This window comes from Nocardia sp. NPDC004573 (assembly GCF_053602135.1).
On record NZ_JBSGDA010000003.1, the window covers coordinates 272,133 to 293,784 of the forward strand.

The following is a 21,652-nucleotide window of genomic DNA, read 5'->3' on the forward strand; positions in this document are numbered from 1 at the left end:
AAGGCCGCCAATCATTTTGGACCCTCGGTGGCGAACCCTCCTTCCGCGTCGGCCCAGCGGGCGTGGATGCTGGGGAGGGACATGACCGGACTGTCAGCGCGTGAATGCGGCGGCGTGTTCGGCGGCCCAGGCGGTGAAATCGAAGGCGGGGCGGCCGAGTAGTTCGCCGACGGTGCCGGTGGTGGGATGCCGACGCGCTCGCGGAGGCGGACGCCCCGGACGTGCCGATTCTGCTCTCGGTCGGGTAAGCGTCCTGTCACTGGTGGCAGTGTCGGTCCTGCACGCACCGTCAGCCCTCGAGACTGACGGTGCGTAGGTTCCGGGATCGTCCGAGGCCGGTGCAGCTGACAGTTGAAGTGCCGACGGGCAACCGAATACCTCGGACCATCATCATTTCAGCTGCCCGTAGGGAACGGTGTAGCTCTGTTGTCCCTTGCTCCGCCAACCTGTCTCGGATGGTTCAAGGGATGAGCCGGTCCTGGTGTGATCTCTGGGCCACGGTTCTTTCAGATGAATTTGTATGTCATCTTGCAGAATTCGCGCCAGCTCCATAGCGAAACCCTCCGCAGAGGTACTTTCCGATTCGCCTGGATCCAGAGCGGCCGAGGTGCCCGCGTCTGGTACCGCGAGACTCACCCACGCGGTCGGTGCCGGCCGTTCGATCTCCACGTGGAACTCCTGCCAGTCGGCGGGGTACTCGGTTTCGACCCGCGCCCGAATTCCGAGGGAATTCTCGATGTCGGCTGCAAGCAGGCGCGCGCCTCTGATTGCTTCTTCGATGTCCACGATCTAATTCTGTCATACTGTCAGGGCACGGTGCACTGGTTCAGTGGCGTGATGTAGATTTTTGAATCCTGCGTCTTGTGAAGTGCGTCAACATGAATGACGTCTCCGCTTTTCCAGAGATATTTTCCACTAGAATAGCGCGGCTGCCCGAAATGGAGCATGTCATCCTTGTCTGCGGATTGTGTGGCCGTAACGGGTTTACCGTTGACGAACATTTGCCAGTCGTACTTTCCTGGCCTATGGCTGAGGTCGTTGATGAACCACCACCAAGTGTAGTAGCCAATTGGATCGCCCTGATAGGGCCTGACCTCGGATTTAACCGTACCCCAGCTGGTTACCAACTGAAAGTCGGTGCACGGCGGCGGGGCTGCCGCCGCACTCGCTGCGGAAGCCGCTTCTCCCGCAGCAAACCCGACCACCAGTGTCAGCACAATCAGCCATCGTTTATAAGCCGTGTGGGGTGATTTTCCGGAAAGTGCGGTTTCCGGCGCTTTGTAGGTTTCTCTTCCTGTATGGAATTTGCCCCGGCCCTGTCGCCGGGTTTCGGCGGGCAGCGATGCAATCGGATCTGCAGCGACAGCCTTACGGAAGCGGTTCATAGCGAGTCTCTATCTTTCGGGTTGTTCCTGTTGAATAACTGCAGGTTTCGTGCAGTAATTGGTGCCAGCGGAGTGGTGAGCTCCCCCCGGCACCGGCCTTCCGGGGAACACCTCGACTACCCGGAGTGTGGCCCGAATTTCGCGCGATCTCTCTGGGATCTGTTGCGTTCTATAAGGTTTGACGCCGCAGGGTCGGGATCGGTTCCATTGATCTCGAACGTTCTCGAGCTTCGAATGGCTACTTTCTGGTTAACCTTCATCTGCGCGCAGGATCACCGTCTGCTCAACAGGTCGATGCCCAAATCTTGGACGGGCGGGTCGTAAGATGGGGCGCATGAACCGATTGGGCAGTGCGACGTCGCCGTATCTGCGACAGCACGCCACCAATCCAGTTGATTGGTGGCAGTGGGGGAAGGAGGCGAGTGCTGAAGCTACCAGGCGAGACGTGCCCATACTGTTATCAGTTGGGTATGCGTCTTGCCATTGGTAGCTACGGCGCTCAACAACTCATTTGGTGTCATGTGATGGCGCACGAGTCGTTCGAGGACCCGGCGACGGCCCAGCAGATGAACGACAACTTCGTCTGCGTGAAGGTCGATCGGGAGGAGCGACCGGACCTGGACGCCGTCTACATGAACGCCACGGTCGCCATGACGGGGCAGGGCGGGTGGCCGATGACTTGCTTTTTGACACCCGACGGCGAACCGTTCTACTGCGGCACCTACTACCCGAAACTGCCGCGCGGCGGCATGCCGTCGTTCACCCAGCTGCTCACCGCGGTCACCGAGACCTGGCGCACCCGGCGGGACGAGGTGAATCAGGCATCCGCGCAGGTGGCGGCGGCGCTGCGGGACCAGGCAGGCGGACTGCCCGACGCGGACCTGACGATCAGCCCGGAGTTGCTCGCCCACGCCGTCACCGCCGTGCTGCGTGACGAGGACGCCGAGCACGGCGGCTTCGGCGGCGCCCCGAAGTTCCCGCCGTCGGCACTGCTGGAGGGCCTGCTGCGGCACTGGGAGCGGACCGGTGACCCGGCGGTGTTCGAGGTGGTGGCCCGCACCGCGGAGGCGATGGCGCGCGGCGGCATCTACGACCAGCTGCGCGGCGGATTCGCGCGATATTCGGTCGACGCCGCGTGGCTGGTGCCGCATTTCGAGAAGATGCTCTACGACAACGCGCAGCTGCTGCGCGCTTATGCCCACTTGGCCCGGCGCAGCACGTCGGTGCTTCCCGAGTCGTTGTCGCACCGGGTCACCCGGGAGGTCGTGCGATTCCTGCTCGACGACCTGGGCACCGTGGAGGGCGGCTTCGCCTCGGCGCTGGACGCAGACACGCACTTGGAGCCCGGCAAGCCCGGCGTCGAAGGCGCGACGTACGTGTGGACGCCCGCCGAACTGGCCGGTGCGCTCGGTCCGATCGAGGGGGCGTGGGCGGCCGAATTCTTCGGCGTCTCCACCGCGGGGAACTTCGAACAGGGCACCTCGGTGCTGACCAGGTACACCGAACCCGTCACGGCGGAGGACGCCGCGCGTTTGGACCGTGTCCGCGCGGCGTTGATCGCCGCGCGCGACCGCCGCCCACAGCCGGACCGGGACGACAAAGTGGTGACCGCTTGGAACGGCATGGCGATCACCGCGCTCGCCGAGGCCGCGGCGGCGCTGGACGCGCCGGAGTGGACCGCCGCCGCCGTCCGGTGCGCACGCTTCCTGCTGACCGAGCACGTCGTGGACGGGCGGTTGCGACGCGCCTCGCTCGGCGGCGTCGCCGGTGCAGCGCCCGGCATCCTGGAGGACCACGCCTGGCTGGTCACCGGGCTGCTCGCGCTGCACCAGGCCACCGGGGAACTGGGCTGGCTGGAACACGCGCAACGCTTGCTTGACATCGCGATCGAGCACTTCGCCGACCCGGACCAGCCGGGCGGCTGGTTCGACACCGCCGACGACGCCGAAACCCTCGTTACGCGTCCCCGCGACCCGATCGACGGCGCCACACCCGCGGGCGCCTCCGCCCTGGCCGAAGCGCTGCTCACCGCCGCGGCCGCGAGCGACCCAACCCGGGCCGTCCGCTACCGCGAACTCGCCGATCGCACCCTCGAGCGCGGCGCGATCGTGCTGGCCCGTGCGCCTCGTTCGGCGGGGCAGTGGCTCGCTGTCGCCGAGGCGGCGCTCCGCGGTCCGCTGCAGGTCGCCATCGCCACCACCGAGCCGACCGCACACCCGACCGAATTGCTCGCCGCGGCTCGGGCGGCCGCGCCGGGTGGTTCGGTCGTCCTCGCCGCCGCCCCGAACACCGTCCCCCTGCTGGCCGACCGGCCCCTTGTTCGCGACGCAGCCGCCGCCTACGTCTGCCGCGGCTCTGTCTGCGACCTTCCGGTCTCCACCCCGGACCAGCTCCGGGCGGCACTGCAACGGAACTAGCCGACCACCGATACCCGAGTTCTTCCCGCCGGATGGCGGCACCGTGACTTTCGGTTTGCGACAGGGGGCCTAGCGCCGAGGCGGGGCGTCGACTTCGGCATCCGGCGTCATGGTTCCCTCGGCCGGGGGTTCGGCGGTGTGTATTTCGATGACCGGGTTGGTGTCCGCCGGAAGGTCGGGCTGGTCGGTGCCGGTGTCGATGGATTCGGGCTGGGTCCCGGAGGTGTCGATGTCGGTCCAGCAGACCGTCGGCTCCTTCATGCCGCGCAGCACGATGGTGTCGTAGCAGGTCCATTTGGCGCGCTCGTGTTCCGCACAAGCCTCGATCACGGCTTGGCTCACCAGGATCCGCCGCGGTACCTCCTTGGCCGCCGTGGTGAGCCGCGCGGCCTCGTTGACGGCGTCGCCGATCACCGTGAACTCGAGCCGGGTGTCGGATCCGACGTCGCCTGCGAAGACCGGTCCGCGTGCGACGCCGATGCCGATGTCGAGCTCCCCGGTGGCGATCACCTCGTCCCGGATGCGGCGCGCCGCCCGCAGGGCCGGGGTGGCGTTGTCGGCCAGCGCGATCGGCGCGCCGAAGACGCACAGCGCCGCGTCGCCCTCGAACTTGTTGACCAAGCCGTTGTTCTCCTCGGTCGCCGCGACGACGGTGGCGAGCAATCGGTTGAGTTTGGCCACGAACTCCTGCGGCGGCAGCCCGGTGGACAGTTCCACCGACCCGGTCACGTCGACGAACAGGGCCGAAACCTCGCGCACGTCACCGGTGAGATCCGCGCTACGGGCGAGCGCGCGCTCGGCCACCTCCATGCCGACATGCCTGCCGAACACCTCGCGCATCCGCTCCCGCTCGCGCAGATTCGCCGCCAGCTCGTTGACCGAATGCTCCAGCCTGCCGATCTCACTGGTACTGCCGATCGGCACCCGGGCGCCGAGGTCGCCTCGCGCGATCCGGTCCAGCGCGTGACGCAGGGTGCGCATCGGCGCGGCGACCGCGCGGGCGAGGAACGCGGTGGCCAGCGCGCCGACGCCGATGCCGACCGCGGACAGGTAGATGGCGGTGCGGACCCGGTCGGGCGGGGCCGCCGCCGGGTCGGCCAGCACGACGATCAGCATGAGCAGCGGAAGCGCCGCCGCGACCGCCCAGGTCAGCACGACCCGGACCAGCACCGAGGAACTCCAGTGCATGGTCCATCCGAGCACCCCGGCGACCACCGGGATGGTCGGCCGGATCAGCCGGTCCACGATCAGAAAGGTGACCGCCGCCGACTCGAAAGCGCCGATCGTGAACAGCGACGCCGTCACACCGGGGTCGTTGTCCGGGCTCAGCCGCGCGAAGACTACGGTCGCCACGATCACGCCGGGAATCCACAGCGCCAGCGCGCGCATGCTGATCGCGACGGGCAGGTGCAGCAGGCGTCGCGCCTCCACCTCGGTGGGCTTGCGTGCGGCGTCGAGCCAGCCGAAGTACAGCTTCCGGTCGCGCACCGCCAGCACGATGCCGGCCAGGAACCCGACCGCCGGATAGATGCCGACGAAGGCCAGCGCCCGTGGCCAATCCGGGCCCAGCCTGCCCAGGAATCCGTTGAGCCACAGCTGGGTGACGATCACCGCGAGACCGCTGAGGTTCGCCGTAGTGACCAAGACGGCCAACCCACCTCGCGCTTTGAGCGCCCAGACGACGAACTTCGAGATCATCGGAGTCGCGATCGCGATGGCCGGCGATGGTCGGTGGCCGCCGACTCCGATGCGGTCGGCTCGGCCGGGATTCCTACGCCTGACCGAGCGAGCTCGCGGCTTCTCTCGTGGCCGCGCCCACGTCCGGGGTGCGGCACGGCGATGCCGTGCGCGGCGGCGAGGAGGAACACGAACGAGCAGCTTAGAGCCATGACGAGCGGTACAGGCGGTTTCCCGGTGAGCTCGCCGGGCATGCGCGGCGACCGGCCGTTCCGGAGCGCCGTGGGGCGCTCGCCATCCGGCCGTGTGCAGGCGATGGGATGGACGGGCGGGTACCGAAGCTCGCATTCACCGGCATCAGTCCGCTCCCGTCGGGGCGCATCCAGTCGTCGGCGGGCCGGGGACCGCGCCAGGGAGGTCGGGCCGCGTACCGCCGAGGAGACGAGTCCGGCGAGCACCGCCCGGCAGAACTCGGGCCCGCGCGCGTACCGGCGCGCTCGGCGCCGCATCGCCGCGCGGCTCTCGGACGCACGCTGTTCCATTGCCTGCGCCGCCCCTCTCGTCCGACCTCCCTGTCGACTCTATGCGCTCAGCGCAAGACGACGAGCCAGACGGCCGCGTAGTGAGTCAGTGCCGCGAGCACCGTGGCCGCGTGGAAGAACTCGTGGTGACCGAAGACGGTCGGCCACGGATTCGGCCATTTGGTGGCGTAGAGAATCGCGCCCCCGCTGTAGAAAAGGCCTCCGATCAGCAGCAGGATCAGCGGCGCGATGCCGATCTGGCCGTTGAGCTGCCCGGCCACCGGCACGATCGCCCAGCCCAGCAGCAGATACAGCGGAACACCGACCCAGCGGGGGGCGCCGGGCCACAGCAACTTGAGCGCCACTCCGGCCAGCGCGCCCGCCCAGACCACCGCCAGCAGCGTCTGCCCGGTGCTTCCGGGGAGGCCGAGCAGGGCGAACGGGGTATAGCTGCCCGCGATGAACAGGAAGATCATCGAGTGGTCCGCTCGCTTCATCCGGATGCGGGCGCGCGCGGTGGGCCAGGTCACCCGGTGGTAGACCGCGCTGACGCCGAACAATCCGCACACGGTGATCCCGTAGATCAGCGTCGACCATCCCGCGGTTGTCGAGACCGTGGCGGCGGTGGCGATCAGCACGATGGCCGCGATCGCCGCGACACCGACGGCCCAGGTGTGAATCCAGCCCCGCATGCGCGGCTTGACCAGCGCCTCCGCGAGCGCTTCGCCCGCCGAGCGGGGGACCGGTGCCACCGCTCCCGCGTCGGCGGTGCCGACCGATTCGGACACGAGTACCTCCTCGATGGGCAGCCGGGCGGTCACCTCGCGGCCCGGGAACGGGCGGGTCGGGACCGAGCGACTGAACCCGTCAGTAACCTACGCAACCGTAACTTGCGTGCTCCCGGCTACTGTACCGGCGTATCGCGGTCGATGCCGAGATCGTGTCCCCGAGGCGTAGGGTTGCCCGCGTGGAACTTCCGAGTCAGGTGCGGGGTCTGCCGTATCGCATCTACGAGGCCCGCCTGTCCAGGCAGCTGGCGGGCAAGCAACATCCCCGGCATGTCGCCGTGATGTGTGACGGCAATCGCCGGTGGGCGCGGGAGAACGGTTTCACCGACGTCAGCCACGGCCACCGGGTGGGCGCGCTGAAGATCGCCGAGCTGGTCGGCTGGTGCGAGGCCGAGGGCATCGAGATGGTGACCGTCTACCTGCTGTCCACCGAGAACCTCCAGCGCGATCCGGACGAACTGGAAACCCTGTTCGAAGTGATCACCGACGTGGTCGAAGAGTTGTCGGCGCCGGAGCAGAACTGGAGCGTGCGCATCGTCGGCTCGCTCGACGGCTTTCCCGAGCTGATCGCCAAACGGCTGCGCACCGCGGCCGAACGCACCGACGGCTGCAATGGCGTGCACGTCAACGTCGCGGTCGGCTACGGCGGCAGGCAGGAGATCACCGACGCGGTGCGCTCGCTGGTCCGTCAGGAGATCGCCGCGGGCGAGACCGGCGAGGACCTGGTCCAGTCGATCACCGTGAACGCGATCGGCCAGCACCTCTACACCTCCGGTCAGCCGGACCCCGATCTGGTCATCCGCACCTCCGGCGAGCAGCGACTGTCCGGGTTCCTGCTCTGGCAGAGCGCATACTCGGAGATCTGGTTCACCGAGGCGTACTGGCCGGAGTTCCGCCGGGTGGATTTCCTGCGCGCGTTGCGCGACTTCGCCGCGCGTCATCGCCGTTTCGGCGTCTGATTAGATCCCGGTCCGTGGAATCCGGGATCACCGGCGTCGGTCTCGCCTACCGTGCGGTCTTCTGAGCCCGTTCGACCGTCGGCCGCCGAAGCCGTACCGGGAGCCGGATGACTCGATCGGCTACGCGGATCCGCGATATCGACGTCGCGCACCGGCTGGAAGAGACGTGGAAATTGTAAGGCAAATCACAATTTCCGCAGCCGCAGGCGATTGATGCTGTGGTCGGCGTCCTTGCGTAGCACCAGGGTCGCGCGGGGACGGGTGGGCAGAATGTTCTCCACCAGATTCGGCCGGTTGGTGTTGTTCCAGATCTCCTGCGCGGCGGCGGTCGCCTGCTCGTCGGTGAATCCCGAGTAGTGGTGGAAATGCGCGTTCGGATCGGCGAAAGCGGTCTTGCGCAGAGTGAGAAACCGTTGCACATACCACTTCTCGATGTCCTCGATGCGGGCGTCGACGTAGATCGAGAAGTCGAACAGATCCGAGACCATCAGGCGCGGACCGGTCTGCAGCACGTTCAAACCTTCCACGATCAGAATGTCGGGCTGGCGCACGCAGTGCAGCTTGCTCGGCACGATGTCGTAGGAGATGTGCGAATACACCGGGGCGCAGACCTCGGCGGCGCCGGATTTCACCTCGGTGACGAAACGCAGCAGCTTGCGGCGGTCGTAACTCTCCGGAAAACCCTTGCGGTGCATGATGCCGCGCCGGGTGAGTTCCGCGGTGGGATAGAGGAACCCGTCGGTGGTGACCAGGTCGACCCGCGGGTGGTGATCCCAGCGGGCCAGCAGCGCTTGCAGCACGCGCGCGGTGGTGGACTTGCCCACCGCGACGCTGCCCGCCACCCCGATCACGAACGGTACCTGCTGGTCGGGATGGGTTTCGCCGAGAAAGGTCGCGGTCGCGGCGAACAACCGCTGACGCGCGGCGACTTGCAGATGGATGAGACGAGCGAGCGGAAGATAGACCTCCGCGACTTCCTCGAGATCGATCTGTTCCCCGAGACCGCGCAAGCCGATCAGTTCTTCCTCGGTGAGCACCAGAGGAGTCGATTTACGCAGGGTCCGCCACTGTTTCCGGTCGAATTCCACGTATGGACTCGGCTCGCTCATCCGTGCCACTTACCCGACGCTCCGTTTCGGCAAACACGCACAGTTACGGTGCGGATCCGGTGAGATTCGGTCTAGCTGTCGCCGCATAGCCGAATTCTGCTCCGCGCCACCCGAGTGGGATGAGCGGGGTACCACTACCCGTTGGTAACCCGCTCGATGACCCGGGTGTGAGCCGCTAATGTCGGCTGGCATGGAAGCGCATCCGCTCGTCACCGAATACCTGCGGCTCGGCCTCGCCTTCGACCGGCTGGAGGAAGGCTTCGTCGACGCCTACACCGGCGACCCCGCGCTGCGCCGCGAGGTGCAGAACGCGCCCGCGCCGCAGCCGCGCGAACTGGCTCGTCGCGCCGCCGAGTTGCGCGCCGCGGTGCCGGAGGCCGGGTTGGCGCCGGAGCGCACCGAATTTCTCGACGTGCACCTGCGCGCGCTGGAGTGTTCCGGACGGAAGTTCGCCGGCGACGACATCGGCTTCGTCGAGGAGGTCCGCGCCTACTTCGATGTCGACATCGCGCCCGGCGACGTGGACAACTACCGCGACGCGCACCGGCAGATGGACGAGGTACTCGCCGGAGACGGTCCGCTGGCCGAACGGGTGGCAGCGCATCGCAAGGCCGACGAGATCCCGCCGGAGCGCCTGGCGGTGTGCGTCGAGGCGTTCTCCAGCGCGCTGCGCGAACTGGTCCGCGCCCGGTACCCGCTGCCGGACCACGAGCACGTCACCTACGAGGTGGTCGGCGACAAGCCGTGGTCCGGATTCAACTACTACCTGGGCAACTATCACTCCCGAGTGGCGATCAATTCCGACCTGAAGCAGCACATGGCGCATCTGCCGCAGCTGATCGCGCACGAGTCCTACCCCGGGCACCACACGGAGCACTGCCGCAAGGAGGCCGGGCTGGTCGCCGCCGGGCAGGCCGAGCAGACGCTGTTCCTGGTGAACACGCCGCAGTGCCTGATGGCCGAAGGGCTCGCCGATCTGGCGCTGCGTTCGATCGTCGGACCCGGCTGGGGCAAGTGGGCGCAGGAGATCTACGCGGATCTGGGCCTGCGCTTCGACGGCGAACGAGCCGAACGTCTTTCGAACGCCTCGGCCGGACTGCTCAGCGTGCGCCAGGACGCCGCGCTGCTGCTGCACGACCGCGGGCGGTCGGCCGACGAGGTGGCGGAGTTCTTGCAGACCTGGAGCCTGACGACGCCGGAGCGGGCGCGCCAGTCACTGCGATTCCTGTCCTCGCCGCTGTGGCGCGCCTACATCTCCACCTACGTCGAGGGATACCGGCTGCTGGGCGGCTGGCTCGATCGCGCGGTGGACGCCGAGGAACGCGCCGATCGTTTCCGCAGACTGCTCGACGAGCCGCTGACACCGGGAGCGGTGCGCGCGGCGGCGTGAGGATTACTGGATCACCGCGCAGCCCTGTCCGCCCGCTGAGATGCTGCACAGCAGCAGCGAGAGGGTGCGCAGCAGCGCCTCGACCGGAGAGGTGGGCACCGAGACCGAGCCGACCATGTTCGTTCCCTTCGTCAGGTGTTCGTGAACTGTCACCAAGGAAACCGGTCGGCGCATCATCGTTCGTTACGGCTTGTGAAGCCCCATGAATCGGTGCTCAGGCGCCCGCGAACGTGATGCGCACCGAGATCGGGTCGCTTTCCAGCGCTTTCATGGTGCGCTCGGTGACCGAGGCGGCGACGCGCCCCTTGGCGAACGTGCGTGAGCGGGCCACCACGTCGTCCTCCGGAACGAACCTGGCCGTGCCGGTGCGCCAGTGGCTGCCCTGCCGGAGCCGGACGTGCGGGTCGGCGGCGATGTTGCGGGCCCAGCCGGACCGATGGCCGTGCTGCGAGATCAGCCACGCGCCCGTCGCGTCGATCGACGCGGTGACCGGCACGCGCCGCGGCAGGCCCGATTTCGCGCCGACCGTCTCCAGTTCGGCGATCAGCGACGACCGGAGGCCGAGCCGGTCGAGCAGGCCGACGGCCGGGTTGACCAGGTAGCGGCCGATCAAGCGTTCGCGCCGGAACTTGCGTACCGCGGCGCTGGGTGTTCGTCCCGCCATGGCAGTGCTCCTCAGGATCGATGGTGCGGGCGAAAAATGGCGCAGGTGGTGGTGGCGTGCGCGACCAGGCGGCCTTGCTCGTCGACCACGCGTCCCTCGGCGGTCGCGGTGGTGCGCCCGAGATGGATCGTGGTGCCGGTGGCGGTGAGGCGCTGTCCGTCGGTGGGCACGGCGCGGATGTAGTTGATCTTCAGTTCCAGCGTCGTGTACCCGACCCCGGCCTCCAGGGTGGTGTGCACCGCGCAGCCCATCACCGAGTCGAGCAGCGTGGCGCAGATGCCGCCGTGCGTGGTGCCGAGCGGGTTGGCGAAGTCGGGCCTGGTGCGCAGGGTGAAGACGACTTTGCCGTGTTCGAGCTCGCCGATCTCGATGCCGAGCAGGTCACCGATGAACGGCGGGCGGTCCGTCCTGGTCATCGCGGTGCGCAGGAGGTCGAGACCGGACAGCTGAGCCAGGTCGACGGTGGCTTCGGACATTTGCCCATCCTTTCGATGAACCGATCGGTCCACATCTGACATGATTGCAACATGGACCGATCGGTTCACGCAACCCTCGGGCAAGGAGTTCGCATGACGGCAGGGCCGCGCACCAGGCTGATCGAAAGCGCCATCGAACTGGTCCGCGAGCAGGGCGTGCACGCCGCGGGTCTGGCCACCTTGCTGGAACGCAGCAACGCCTCGCGCAACTCGCTCTACCAGCACTTCCCGGCGGGCAAGGGCGAGCTCGTCGAGACCGCCACCCGAGTCGCCGGCGCGCGGATCGGCGAGGTGATCGACAAGGTCACCGCCGCGCCGCCGCGGCGCTGGTTCGACGCGCTGCTCGGTTGGTGGGTCACCGCACTGGAGCGGACCGGCTATCGTGCCGGATGCCCGGTCGTCGGCGCCGCGCTGGCCGAGGCGGAGCCACGGGTGCAGGCCGCCGCGGGCGAAGTATTCGCCGCCTGGCACGAGCGGCTCGGTGCGGCACTGGTGGCCGCGGGCATGTCCGCCGAGGAGGCGCGTTCCTTCAGCAGCTTCGCGTTCAGCGCGATGGAGGGAGCCATCGTGCAGGCGAGGGCCATGAAGTCCACGCGTCCGCTGGAAGACGCGCAGCGGCATCTCGCGGCATTGCTGGCGAACTACCTGCCGGAGGACGACGAATCCCGCTGAACGTCGGTCCGCGGGGTCGGCGTAGGCCCGGGGCGTGTCGCACGTCACGAACGGACCGCGCGACGCGCCAGCGTCCACCGGGGAGGGATGAACCCCCTGCTCGAGGGCCGGGCGCACGGCCCATAGACTGAGGTCGTGACGCAGACGACCGCCTCTGTCAATTCCCAGTCTCTCGGTGAGCTCGATCCGGAGCTCGCTGCCGCGATGGCAGGCGAGCTCGCCCGCGAACGCGACACGCTCGAGATGATCGCCTCGGAGAACTTCGTGCCGCGCGCGGTGCTACAGGCGCAGGGAAGCGTGCTGACCAACAAGTACGCCGAGGGCTACCCCGGGCGGCGCTACTACGGCGGCTGCGAGCACGTCGACGTGGTGGAGACCTTGGCGCGCGACCGCGCCAAGGAGCTGTTCGGCGCCGAATTCGCCAACGTGCAGCCGCATTCCGGCGCGCAGGCCAACGCCGCGGTGCTGATGTCGCTGATGGACCCGGGCGAGAAGCTGCTCGGCCTCGACCTCGCGCACGGCGGCCACCTGACCCACGGCATGCGCCTGAACTTCTCCGGCAAGCTCTACGAAGTGCACTCCTACGGGGTGAGCAAAGAAGACCACCGCGTCGACATGGACGAGGTGCGTGACATCGCCTTGCGTGCGCGCCCGAAGGTGATCGTGGCGGGCTGGTCGGCCTACCCGCGCCACCAGGACTTCGCGGCGTTCCGCTCGATCGCCGACGAGGTCGGCGCCTACCTGTGGGTGGACATGGCCCACTTCGCCGGTCTGGTCGCCGCCGGTCTGCACCCCTCGCCGGTGCCTCACGCCGACGTGGTGTCCTCGACCGTGCACAAGACCCTCGGCGGTCCCCGCTCCGGCCTCATCCTGGCCAAGCAGGAATACGCGAAGAAGCTGAACAGCTCGGTGTTCCCCGGCCAGCAGGGTGGCCCGCTCATGCACGCCATCGCCGCCAAGGCCGTCGCGTTCAAGATCGCCGCGAGCGAGGAGTTCCGCAACCGTCAGGAGCGCACCCTGTCCGGCGCGAAGATCCTGGCCGAGCGGCTCACCGCCGCCGACGTCAAGGACAAGGGCATCAGCGTGCTCACCGGCGGCACCGACGTGCACCTGGTGCTGGTCGACCTGCGCAACTCCGAGCTCGACGGCCAGCAGGGCGAGGACTTGCTGCACGAGATCGGTATCACCGTGAACCGCAATGCCGTTCCGTTCGACCCGCGCCCCCCGATGGTCACCTCCGGCCTGCGCATCGGCACCGCCGCCCTGGCCACCCGTGGCTTCGGCGATACCGAGTTCGCCGAGGTCGCCGACATCATCGCGGGTGCGCTCGCCGGTAGCGCCGACCTGGACGCACTGCGGGCCCGGGTGAGCAAGCTGGCCGAAGACGTTCCGCTGTACGACGGCCTGGAGGACTGGCGCCTGCTGGGCTGACGCCGGGTTCGCTTCGTGCGTCCGGCGGGCCGGAGGCACGAAGCGGGCGCGCGACGAGTCAGCCGGGTAGGTCCATGCGCGCCCTGGCTCGCACGATCGACTCGTCCAGGTAGCGAGTGATATCGGCGCTGGTCCCGGGGCGGATCATCAGCGCCCGGTTCGCGGGGACCTCGCAGTAGCGGCCGTCCGGCGTGTCGATCCAGCGGAGGCGGCCGGTGCGCAACGGTTCGGCGTTGCGCGGGCCGAGGAGCACGACCGCGGTGCCCCGGGTGGTGCACGACTGCCGCCAGAAGCGCCGGTAGCGTTCCTTTGCCTGGCTGGCCGGCGCGTTCCCGAACAAGTCGGGGCGTTCGTCGTTGAGATCATCGAGCAGGAAACTCTTCTCACCGACGGTCCCGGCCGGGGTATCCGGCAGCAAGCGCACGACTTCGGTGGCGAGCTGGTCGGTTCGACAGCGCCGCAACAGCACTCGACCGCCATCGGGTGCGGGCGATTGCACGGCGAGCACGCCGGAGCCGCCGCGCGTCCCGCAGGCGACGACGCGCAGTTCGACCCCGTCGCGCGTGTTGTCGTAGCCGAACAGTTCGACGCGCCAGTCGGGAACGGCCAGCGTGGTGATCGCACCGCGCAGCGGCAGCCGCTCGTCGCGGCCGAGTTCCGCGCGGAACTGCCGCTGATACTCCTGGTACTCGTGCAAACCGGGGAACCGGCTGGTGAACCGGAACGGGAACGGCATGCGATCCTGTCCGGTCCCGAACCACGCCGCGGCGAACTGTTCGGCCGTCAGCGACCATTGCGCCGTCATTTCTCGCCCAGTGCGGGCGGCACGGTCGGCTGCACCTCACCGAGCAACTCCTTCGCGTGCTCCTCGGTGCGCAGGTATTTCGGCGACTTGTGCTCATCGTCCTCCGCGCGCCTGCCGCGCAGGCCCGGTGGGACCATGCCCGAGTAGCCCGAACCGGCGGACGCCGGCGAGCGTCCTGGCACGGTGGATTGCGGATTCGCCGCAGCCGGGGCGGTGGGCTGAGCGGGACGCGAAGTGCCCGATCGCGCCTGGTTGTCCGCGACGCCGGGGGAGCAGGCCGCTCCGGGCCTCCCCGGCCGGGCCTGCGTGCCGTTCGGCCTGCCGTCGAACGATGTCGGGACGACGGTGGCGGGTGTGGCGGCGGGCGTCGTCGGGACGAAAGATGTCGCCGGAGTTGTCGTCGTCTGCGTCCTCGCGGTGGACGCCGGCGTGGTCGATGCGGTGTCCTGGCTCTGCGACAGGGCCTGCGACGTGGTCGTTTCCCCGGTGCTCTCCGCCGTCGGCTGTGTCGGCTCGTCGGGCGTGCCTTCCCCCTCCGCCTCGCTGGGCGAGGCGGTGCCTTCGGATGTCGTCGGCTTGTCGTCGGTGGAGGAACTGCCGGGGGCAGGGCGGCCGCCGTCCACCGGCTGCGACCCGACGCTCGGGTCCACGTCCGTCGAGGCGCTCGTTTCGACACCCGTCGGCGTCGTGGCGGCGGGGCTGACCGGAGGCGGCAGCGTCGGGATGGCCGGGGCGGTGGCTCCGTACGGCTGGATGTACTGGGTGTTCATCTCGTCGCGGGCCTGCTCCTCCCGCGAGTTGCGCTGTTCCGGATTCGCCGCGCCGGCCGAGGCGTCCACCAGGTCGGGCACCGATGACTTGAACTTCGCCGCCGCGTTCGCCGCCGCCGACAGCGGCAGACTCTGCGCGCTCAGGGCCTCGCCCAGTTCGCCCACCCGCGCGGCGTAGTCCCGCACGCCACGGACCGCGCTCTCGGCCGCCGCGCCCTCCCAATGTTGTTCCACCGCCTTCTCGACGGCGTCCTCGAAGCGCTGCCCCGCGTTCGTGACCACGGCCGCGATGGCCGACCACGCGGCGAACGCGCCGTCGAGCCCGGCCGGATTCATGGCGTCGGCCGCCTGTTTGATCTCCGCGTGCGAGAAACTCTGCGCGTTCTCCGGATTGGTGATCGCGCGGCCGTCGGTTTGTCTCATAATTCGCTTCCCCGGTGCTCAGCTGCCCGCGGGCAGCAACGGTGCGACTGCTCGGGCGATATCGGTGGCGATATCGCAGGCGACGAGGTGCTTGTTCATCGACGTCTGCGGCACGTTCGTCAGGATGTAGAGCGAGCCGGACCCCATCTCGATGTTGATCGTGCAGCCGCCGGGGACATCCGGACGGGCTTCGTAGCGCACGGCTTTTCGATCGCCTGCCGGAATGTCCACGGCAGATGGATATCTGCTGCGCACCTGCTCCAGCGTGCCGTTAGTGGTCTCGATGACGAATCCGTACCCGGCCCGCGCGACGTATCGGCAGCCTTTCCAGCTGGTGCCGCCTTGGCTGTCCTGCCTGGGTTCCGGGGGTCTCGAGTCCCACTGGCGCGCTGCGAGGAATTGGGGTGTCAATGCGGTACAAGGATCGAACGCCGACTGCGCGTTCGGCCCTGACGATGAGTTCTGGCCGCCGGTCGCGCTGAGCGACGAGGTCACCGATTCGTCCGGTGCCATGTCGTCACCACATCCGGCGAGCAGGATGAGTCCTATCGCTCCGGCGGCGAATCCTGTTGTCCGAAGGTCTGTGCCCGCCCTCATACGCTGAGCTCCCGCATCGCGGCCGCGAATTCCGTATCTGTACGAACGTAGCCGTCGCGAATGGCTTGGAACAGGGAGCGGATCTCCTGCGCGGCGGAGATGTACTCCGTCAGCGTGTCGAATGCGTTGTTCGGACCGCCGAAGGCTTTCTCCCGGAACAGGCGCACGAGTTCGACTGCGGAGGTCAGCTTCGGATTGTCCTCGCCCAGACCCCAGCCCTGCCGTTCACCCAGCTCGCGCGCGTCGGTCTGTGCTGCCACCAGCGCATCGATCAACTCTCCGCACGCCTGGTCGATCTCCACGAACCCTTGCGGGTCCATCCGCACCCGCAAGGCCCCGGTTTTCGCAGCCTCGATGTACCCGGGAAACGGGCTGTCCGCCATCGCCGCCCCTTCCGTCAGTGCCGTCTGACCTTATAGACGCGCCCCGTCTCGCTCCGGTTCCATCGAAACACAGCGGGTTCCGCGGGGAGCCGCGTCGCGCCGATCGTCATGGCCGGTGCGACGGTCCCGAGCTGGGATGTTGTGCCGAAACCCGGTGGCCCGCAGGCTGTCAAGGCCGCTGACGAACGGTCAGCGCGGATACGTCGCTCCGACCAGCGCGGGGTAGTCCTGCAAGTCGATGTCGTTGGCGGCGCTGTCGCTGTATTTCGTCATCAGCGCGAACATCCGGGATCCGAGGAACCAGTTGCGCATCTTGATGCCGCGCGCGGTCCCCGGCGCCAGGAAGCGACCGGTGTTGCTGTTGCCCGCGATCTTCGAGTAACGCTTCATCATCGCGTCGTAGCGGGCGAAGGCGACGGTGTGATCCCCTTCTGCCGAGGCCAGTTCGCCCGCGATGACATACGCGCCGACCACGGCGAGCCCGGTGCCGAAGCCGCCCAGCGTGTTCCCGTACCCAGAGTCACCGACCAGCGCGACTCGTCCCCTGGTGTACCCGTCCGGCATCCTGACCTGACCGATCGAGTCCAGGTAGAAGTCATCGAATTCGTCGAGTTCGGCGAGCATTCGCGGCACCTCCCATCCCACCCCGGCGAAGGCCTCGGCGACGATGCGCCGCTGGGCCGCGCTGTCGTCGCGAGCGTAGTCGAGCTCGGGGGCGGCGAACATGTACATCTGCTGCGCCTTCGGGCCGCCGCTGATCGCGAGTCGTCCCGGCGCGTTGTGGGCGTGCGCGACCATCCGTTCGCGCGGCCCGGTGATCGTGCCGTGCCACGGGCTGGCGCCGGCGACGGCGTAGTAGTAGCCCAGGTGCTTCACGAAGTCCCGCTCGGGGCCGAAGGCCAGTCTGCGGACCCGCGAGTGGATGCCGTCGGCGCCGAAGACGAGGTCGAAGGTGCGGGCGGGCGCGTGCTCGAACTCGACGTGCACACCGGCCACGGTGTCCGTGAGCGCGGTGATCGAATCGCCGAACAGGTATTCGCAGTGGTCGGCAGTGCGCCGGTAGATGATCTCGGACAAGTCGCCGCGCAGGATCTCGACGTCGCCACCGGTGAATTCCCCCGACATCACCGCCAGTCGTGCGCCCCGCTCGTCCACGAAGACGGTGTCGGTGGTGCCGGTCCTGCGCTGCTCGATGTCGTCCAGGACGCGCATCCGCTCGAGCACGGTGCGGTGGGTTCGACCCTTGAAGTCGACCGCCTGACCGCCGGGGCGCAGTGCCGGAGCGCGCTCGACGACGGTGACCGCGAATCCGTAACGGTGCAGCCAGTAGGCCAGCGCGGGTCCGGCGATGCTCGCGCCGGAGATGAGAACGGTGGGGTTGCGCATGAGTGCTCCTCGGTGCTGATCTGCGTCCGACAGAAACTGTATCTGTCGGACGCAGATCAGCGTATGGTAGACACAGTTTTGCGTCAAGACGTTCTCCGGAAGGATTTCGGGCATGCCGACACCGACCGCACTCGAGTTGCTCTGGGGCACCGTTCAGCGCCCCAAACGGGGTCCGAAACCCGCCCTCTCACTCGAGCGGATCGTGGGGGAGGCCATCGCCCTCGCCGACGCCGAAGGGCTGGCGAACCTGTCCATGCAGCGGGTGGCCGAGCGGCTGGGCTTCACGAAGATGTCGCTGTACCGCTACGTGCCGGGCAAAGCCGAGCTCGTCGCGCTGATGCTGGACACAGCCCTGGGCGCGCCGCCGGAACTGCGCGCAGGCCAGGAGGGCTCGGAGGACGGCTGGCGCGAGCTGCTGAGCGTGTGGTGCGAGACGATCTACGAACGCTTCCGCGCCCACCCTTGGTCGCTGGAGGCGTCGGTGGGCGGGCGGCCGGTCGGCCCGAACGAACTGGCCTGGATGGAAGCCGCGCTCGGCGCGCTGGCCGGGACCGGACTCACCACCGCCGAACGCCTGGACACCATCGTCCTGCTGACCGGTCACGCCCGCAGCCTGGCGCAGCAGGTGCGCATGGTGGACTCCGACGAGTTCGAGAGGCAGGTCGCGGGGCAGTTCGCCGAAATGGTGGCCGCCGCGGCTGATCGATACCCGGCCTCGGCGGCGGCTTTCGCCGAGGAAGGCGCGGTCGGGGGAGGGGTGGGGGCGTTGAAATTCGGTATCGCGCGCATCCTCGACGGGCTGGCCGTGCTCATCGCGCGCCGCGGGTGACCGGCTCGGCCTACGCTCGGACCATGACCGACGAACCCGACCTGAAACAGGACGCGATCACCACTGTGCGGGAGTTCTTCGCCGCGCTCGCGATGGGCGCCTCCGAGGAGGCGATCGACCTGCTGCACCCGGACATCGTCTGGAAGAACACCTCGCTGCCCGATGTGCGTGGCATCCGGCGAGTCGGCGGCGTGCTGCGCGGGCTACGCCGCGACTGGCTCGGCTTCGGGGTGGACCTGCACCACATCGCCGCCGACGGCGACATCGTGCTCACCGACCGCACCGACTACCTGCGTTTCGGGCCGGTGCGCGTCGGGTTCTGGGTGACGGGCACGTTCGAGCTGCGCGACGGCCGAATCATCCTGTGGCACGACCACTTCAGCTGGGAGAACTTCTTGCGCGGCACGGCCGCCGGCCTGTGGCGCGCGGCGTCGGCCCGTCGCTGATCCGGTCTCAGGAATGCTTGGCGAGGTAGTCCAGATAGACCGGCCGCAATACCTCGGCGACCGCGCCGTCGCCCGCGTGCACATAGTCGTCGAGCATGGGCAGCACGTACTTGATGTCCGCCTCGCTTTCGCCGACATTGCCCGCGGCGGCCTCCGCGGCCGGGATCGACGTGAGCAGCCGCCACAGGAACTTCACGTCACCGCGTCGCACGGCGAGCCGCATCGCCCGGTCGTGCAGTTCCTTCGACGACAGCTTCTCCAAATCCTCGTTACCGGACATACCAGCGACTCTATCCGCCGAATCGGCCGACAGCGACGGCGTGGCGAATCCGGGGGCCGCTCGCACGCCGTGCTGCGATGACCGCCATGACCCAGCAACCGCAGCCCGGCTTCCGCGTCAAGCGCGTCTACGACGAACCCGACCCCGACGACGGCACCCGGGTGCTCGTCGACCGGCTCTGGCCGCGGGGCATCACCAAAGCGCAAGCGCGGGTCGATCGCTGGCCCAAAGCGCTCACCCCGTCCACCGAGTTGCGGCGCTGGTTCCACGCCGATCGGGACGCGCGGGGCCCGGAATTCGCCCGGCGCTACCGCGCCGAACTAGCGGTTCCGGAGGTTCGGCAAGATTTGCGGGATTTACGCGCTCTGGCCGCCGAAGGTCCGGTCACATTGCTCACGGCCGTACAGGATCCGGCGCACAGCCATGTTCCGGTGTTGCTCGATGTGCTCCGTTGAGCGCGGGTGACGTGCGGGTTTACCACAAATTCACGGACACGCCTCGCGGTCCCCGAGCGCGGAACGGGGGACCGCAGGTAGCGTCGGGTGTGCGGGCCGCGGCGGTGTGGCTCGTACGGGAGGTCCTGACCGTGACTGAGCTACTCAGTACGAGGGGGCCGGCACCCGGCCCTCGTGGCGCCTGACGGCAACGTCGGGTCCATCAGGACGGACCGGTCCAGCGAGATCGTTCGTGCGACTGCCGCGCGAACACAGAGGAGCCCACCGTGACTGCTGCACGCTCCGTTTCCGCTCCCTCGGCGAACTCCAGCTCCGCGAAAGGCGGAGCCGCCGCGAAGGGGGCCCGCCCCTCGCAATCAGCCGGCAAAACCTTCGTCATCGACACGTCCGTCCTGCTGTCGGATCCTTGGTCCTTCACGCGGTTCGGCGAGCACGACGTGGTGTTACCCCTGGTGGTCATCAGTGAACTCGAAGCCAAACGGCACCATCACGAGCTGGGCTGGTTCGCGCGCGAAGCCCTGCGCAACCTGGATGATCTGCGCCTGCAGTACGGCAGGCTGGATCAGCAGGTGCCGATCGGCACCGAGGGCGGAACGTTGCAGGTGGAACTGAACCACACCGATCCCGCGGTCCTTCCGGTCGGCTTCCGCACCGACACCAACGATTCCCGGATCCTCGCCTGTGCGCTCAACCTCGCGGCCGAGGGCCGCGAAGTGGTGTTGGTGTCCAAGGACATTCCGCTGCGGGTCAAGGCGAGCGCGGTGGGCTTGCACGCCGACGAGTACCACGCCCAGGACGTGGTGACCTCGGGCTGGTCCGGCATGGTGGAACTCGATGTCAGCACGGCGCGCATCGATCAGCTCTACGCCGAGTCCGTGATCGATCTCGATGAAGCGCGAGAGCTGCCTTGCCACACCGGCATTCGGCTGCTCGGCGTCAGTTCGAGCGCGCTGGGCCGGGTCACACCGGACAAGCGGGTGCAGCTGGTGCGCGAGCGCGAGGCGTTCGGGCTGCACGGCCGTTCCGCCGAGCAGCGCATCGCGCTCGACCTGCTGCTGGACGAGAGCGTCGGCATCGTCTCGCTGGGCGGCCGGGCGGGTACCGGCAAGTCGGCGCTCGCGTTGACCGCGGGCCTGGAGGCGGTGCTCGAACGGCGGGCCCAGCGCAAGGTGGTGGTCTTCCGCCCGCTCTATGCGGTGGGCGGCCAGGACCTGGGCTATCTGCCCGGCACCGAGAGCGAGAAGATGGGCCCGTGGGCCCAGGCGGTCTTCGACACGCTCGACGGGCTGGCCAGCCGTGAGGTGATGGAGGAGGTGCTCAGCCGCGACATGCTGGAGGTGTTGCCGCTGACCCATATTCGCGGGCGGTCGCTGCACGACTCCTTCGTGATCGTGGACGAAGCCCAGTCGCTGGAGCGCAATGTGCTGCTCACGGTGCTCAGCCGGCTGGGAACCGGCTCGCGGGTGGTACTCACCCACGATGTGGCCCAGCGCGACAATCTGCGCGTCGGCAGGCACGACGGTGTCGCGGCGGTGGTCGAGAAACTCAAAGGCCACCCGCTTTTCGCGCACATCACGCTGACCCGTAGCGAGCGCTCGCCGATCGCTGCGCTGGTCACCGAGATGCTGGAGGAGTACGGTCCCAACGCCTGATCCGGCGGTGCCGTCCGACGCGGTGTTTCACGGCATATCCGGTGGGTATCATCCGCCGCGATAGCTGTTCGGTATGACCCGGTGACCGTCCTCGGTCACCGGGTCATCGCCTGACAATCGGCCGAGGCTACTCGTGG

22 protein-coding genes and 1 pseudogene are annotated in these 21,652 nt (G+C 68.3%); 9 read left to right on the forward strand and 14 right to left on the reverse strand.

Annotated elements, in window-relative coordinates; genetic code table 11:
• Positions 1-390 precede the first annotated feature (390 nt).
• Positions 391-786: a hypothetical protein gene (locus ACWEKR_RS06840; RefSeq protein ID WP_452353670.1), complete on the reverse strand. Its 396-nt coding sequence runs from the start codon at positions 784-786 to the stop codon at positions 391-393.
• Positions 787-806: 20 nt separating this feature from the next.
• Positions 807-1,385 (reverse strand): hypothetical protein, encoded by a 579-nt coding sequence (locus tag ACWEKR_RS06845; RefSeq protein WP_452353671.1) that lies wholly within the window; start codon positions 1,383-1,385, stop codon positions 807-809.
• A gap of 334 nt (positions 1,386-1,719) precedes the next feature.
• Here ACWEKR_RS06845 and ACWEKR_RS06850 point away from each other — a divergent pair.
• Positions 1,720-3,802, forward strand: a pseudogene (locus ACWEKR_RS06850) (thioredoxin domain-containing protein).
• 69 nt (positions 3,803-3,871) lie between these two features.
• On the opposite strand, the gene ACWEKR_RS06855 reads toward ACWEKR_RS06850, so the two are convergent.
• Together ACWEKR_RS06855 and trhA are read right to left on the reverse strand one after the other, a co-directional pair.
• Positions 3,872-5,500, reverse strand: coding sequence for an adenylate/guanylate cyclase domain-containing protein (locus ACWEKR_RS06855; RefSeq protein WP_452353672.1), 1,629 nt, complete (start codon positions 5,498-5,500; stop codon positions 3,872-3,874).
• 568 nt (positions 5,501-6,068) lie between these two features.
• A complete protein-coding gene (trhA, locus tag ACWEKR_RS06860; protein WP_452353804.1) occupies positions 6,069-6,752 on the reverse strand; it encodes a PAQR family membrane homeostasis protein TrhA in 684 nt (227 codons plus the stop codon).
• A gap of 215 nt (positions 6,753-6,967) precedes the next feature.
• Between trhA and ACWEKR_RS06865 the strand changes: the two genes are divergently transcribed.
• Positions 6,968-7,747: an isoprenyl transferase gene (locus ACWEKR_RS06865; RefSeq protein ID WP_452353673.1), complete on the forward strand. Its 780-nt coding sequence runs from the start codon at positions 6,968-6,970 to the stop codon at positions 7,745-7,747.
• 185 nt (positions 7,748-7,932) lie between these two features.
• Here the strand turns inward: ACWEKR_RS06865 and coaA are convergent, their stop codons facing one another.
• On the reverse strand, positions 7,933-8,865 hold the full coding sequence (gene coaA / locus ACWEKR_RS06870; RefSeq protein WP_039800785.1) for a type I pantothenate kinase: 933 nt from the start codon (positions 8,863-8,865) through the stop codon (positions 7,933-7,935).
• A 181-nt stretch (positions 8,866-9,046) separates the two neighbouring features.
• Here coaA and ACWEKR_RS06875 point away from each other — a divergent pair, with 181 nt between their 5' ends.
• A complete protein-coding gene (locus ACWEKR_RS06875) occupies positions 9,047-10,246 on the forward strand; it encodes a DUF885 domain-containing protein (RefSeq protein ID WP_452353674.1) in 1,200 nt (399 codons plus the stop codon).
• Between the two features lie 3 nt (positions 10,247-10,249).
• Here ACWEKR_RS06875 and ACWEKR_RS06880 read toward each other — a convergent pair whose 3' ends face one another.
• The 3 genes from ACWEKR_RS06880 to ACWEKR_RS06890 form a co-directional block, all read right to left on the reverse strand.
• A complete protein-coding gene (locus ACWEKR_RS06880; protein ID WP_452353675.1) occupies positions 10,250-10,399 on the reverse strand; it encodes a hypothetical protein in 150 nt (49 codons plus the stop codon).
• A 61-nt stretch (positions 10,400-10,460) separates the two neighbouring features.
• Positions 10,461-10,910 carry a nitroreductase family deazaflavin-dependent oxidoreductase gene (locus tag ACWEKR_RS06885; protein ID WP_452353676.1) on the reverse strand — a complete coding sequence of 150 codons (450 nt, stop codon included), beginning with the start codon at positions 10,908-10,910 and terminating at the stop codon, positions 10,461-10,463.
• Between the two features lie 11 nt (positions 10,911-10,921).
• Complete coding sequence (locus ACWEKR_RS06890) at positions 10,922-11,386, reverse strand: PaaI family thioesterase (protein WP_195085981.1); 465 nt, start codon at positions 11,384-11,386, stop codon at positions 10,922-10,924.
• Positions 11,387-11,479: 93 nt separating this feature from the next.
• Between ACWEKR_RS06890 and ACWEKR_RS06895 the strand changes: the two genes are divergently transcribed.
• Together ACWEKR_RS06895 and glyA are read left to right on the forward strand one after the other, a co-directional pair.
• On the forward strand, positions 11,480-12,058 hold the full coding sequence (locus ACWEKR_RS06895; RefSeq protein ID WP_452353677.1) for a TetR/AcrR family transcriptional regulator: 579 nt from the start codon (positions 11,480-11,482) through the stop codon (positions 12,056-12,058).
• Positions 12,059-12,193: 135 nt separating this feature from the next.
• The gene (gene glyA / locus ACWEKR_RS06900) at positions 12,194-13,489 is read left to right on the forward strand and encodes a serine hydroxymethyltransferase (RefSeq protein WP_452353678.1); all 1,296 of its coding nucleotides are present in this window, start codon (positions 12,194-12,196) and stop codon (positions 13,487-13,489) included.
• A gap of 58 nt (positions 13,490-13,547) precedes the next feature.
• On the opposite strand, the gene ACWEKR_RS06905 is transcribed toward glyA, so the two are convergent.
• From ACWEKR_RS06905 to ACWEKR_RS06925, 5 genes are all read right to left on the reverse strand, one after another.
• On the reverse strand, positions 13,548-14,294 hold the full coding sequence (locus ACWEKR_RS06905; RefSeq protein ID WP_452353679.1) for an ESX secretion-associated protein EspG: 747 nt from the start codon (positions 14,292-14,294) through the stop codon (positions 13,548-13,550).
• Positions 14,291-15,487 carry a hypothetical protein gene (locus tag ACWEKR_RS06910; RefSeq protein ID WP_452353680.1) on the reverse strand — a complete coding sequence of 399 codons (1,197 nt, stop codon included), beginning with the start codon at positions 15,485-15,487 and terminating at the stop codon, positions 14,291-14,293. Before ACWEKR_RS06910 ends, ACWEKR_RS06905 begins: the two co-directional genes overlap by 4 nt.
• 18 nt (positions 15,488-15,505) lie before the next feature.
• Positions 15,506-16,084 (reverse strand): DUF3558 domain-containing protein, encoded by a 579-nt coding sequence (locus tag ACWEKR_RS06915; RefSeq protein ID WP_452353681.1) that lies wholly within the window; start codon positions 16,082-16,084, stop codon positions 15,506-15,508.
• A complete protein-coding gene (locus ACWEKR_RS06920; RefSeq protein WP_452353682.1) occupies positions 16,081-16,467 on the reverse strand; it encodes a hypothetical protein in 387 nt (128 codons plus the stop codon). The genes ACWEKR_RS06915 and ACWEKR_RS06920 overlap by 4 nt, the downstream gene beginning before the upstream one ends.
• Positions 16,468-16,656: 189 nt before the next feature.
• Positions 16,657-17,853: an FAD-dependent monooxygenase gene (locus ACWEKR_RS06925; protein WP_452353683.1), complete on the reverse strand. Its 1,197-nt coding sequence runs from the start codon at positions 17,851-17,853 to the stop codon at positions 16,657-16,659.
• Positions 17,854-17,965: 112 nt separating this feature from the next.
• On the opposite strand from ACWEKR_RS06925, the gene ACWEKR_RS06930 reads away from it, so the two are divergent.
• Together ACWEKR_RS06930 and ACWEKR_RS06935 are read left to right on the forward strand one after the other, a co-directional pair.
• A complete protein-coding gene (locus ACWEKR_RS06930; protein ID WP_452353684.1) occupies positions 17,966-18,682 on the forward strand; it encodes a TetR/AcrR family transcriptional regulator in 717 nt (238 codons plus the stop codon).
• 23 nt (positions 18,683-18,705) lie between these two features.
• The gene (locus tag ACWEKR_RS06935; RefSeq protein WP_195085972.1) at positions 18,706-19,128 is read left to right on the forward strand and encodes a limonene-1,2-epoxide hydrolase family protein; all 423 of its coding nucleotides are present in this window, start codon (positions 18,706-18,708) and stop codon (positions 19,126-19,128) included.
• A 7-nt stretch (positions 19,129-19,135) separates the two neighbouring features.
• Here ACWEKR_RS06935 and ACWEKR_RS06940 read toward each other — a convergent pair whose 3' ends face one another.
• Positions 19,136-19,408: a hypothetical protein gene (locus ACWEKR_RS06940; RefSeq protein WP_159843202.1), complete on the reverse strand. Its 273-nt coding sequence runs from the start codon at positions 19,406-19,408 to the stop codon at positions 19,136-19,138.
• Between the two features lie 86 nt (positions 19,409-19,494).
• On the opposite strand from ACWEKR_RS06940, the gene ACWEKR_RS06945 reads away from it, so the two are divergent.
• Together ACWEKR_RS06945 and ACWEKR_RS06950 are read left to right on the forward strand one after the other, a co-directional pair.
• Positions 19,495-19,863, forward strand: a complete 369-nt coding sequence (locus tag ACWEKR_RS06945) for a DUF488 domain-containing protein (RefSeq protein WP_159843204.1) — start codon at positions 19,495-19,497, stop codon at positions 19,861-19,863.
• A gap of 266 nt (positions 19,864-20,129) precedes the next feature.
• Positions 20,130-21,515, forward strand: coding sequence for a PhoH family protein (locus ACWEKR_RS06950; RefSeq protein WP_159843206.1), 1,386 nt, complete (start codon positions 20,130-20,132; stop codon positions 21,513-21,515).
• The last annotated feature ends 137 nt before the right edge of the window (positions 21,516-21,652 follow it).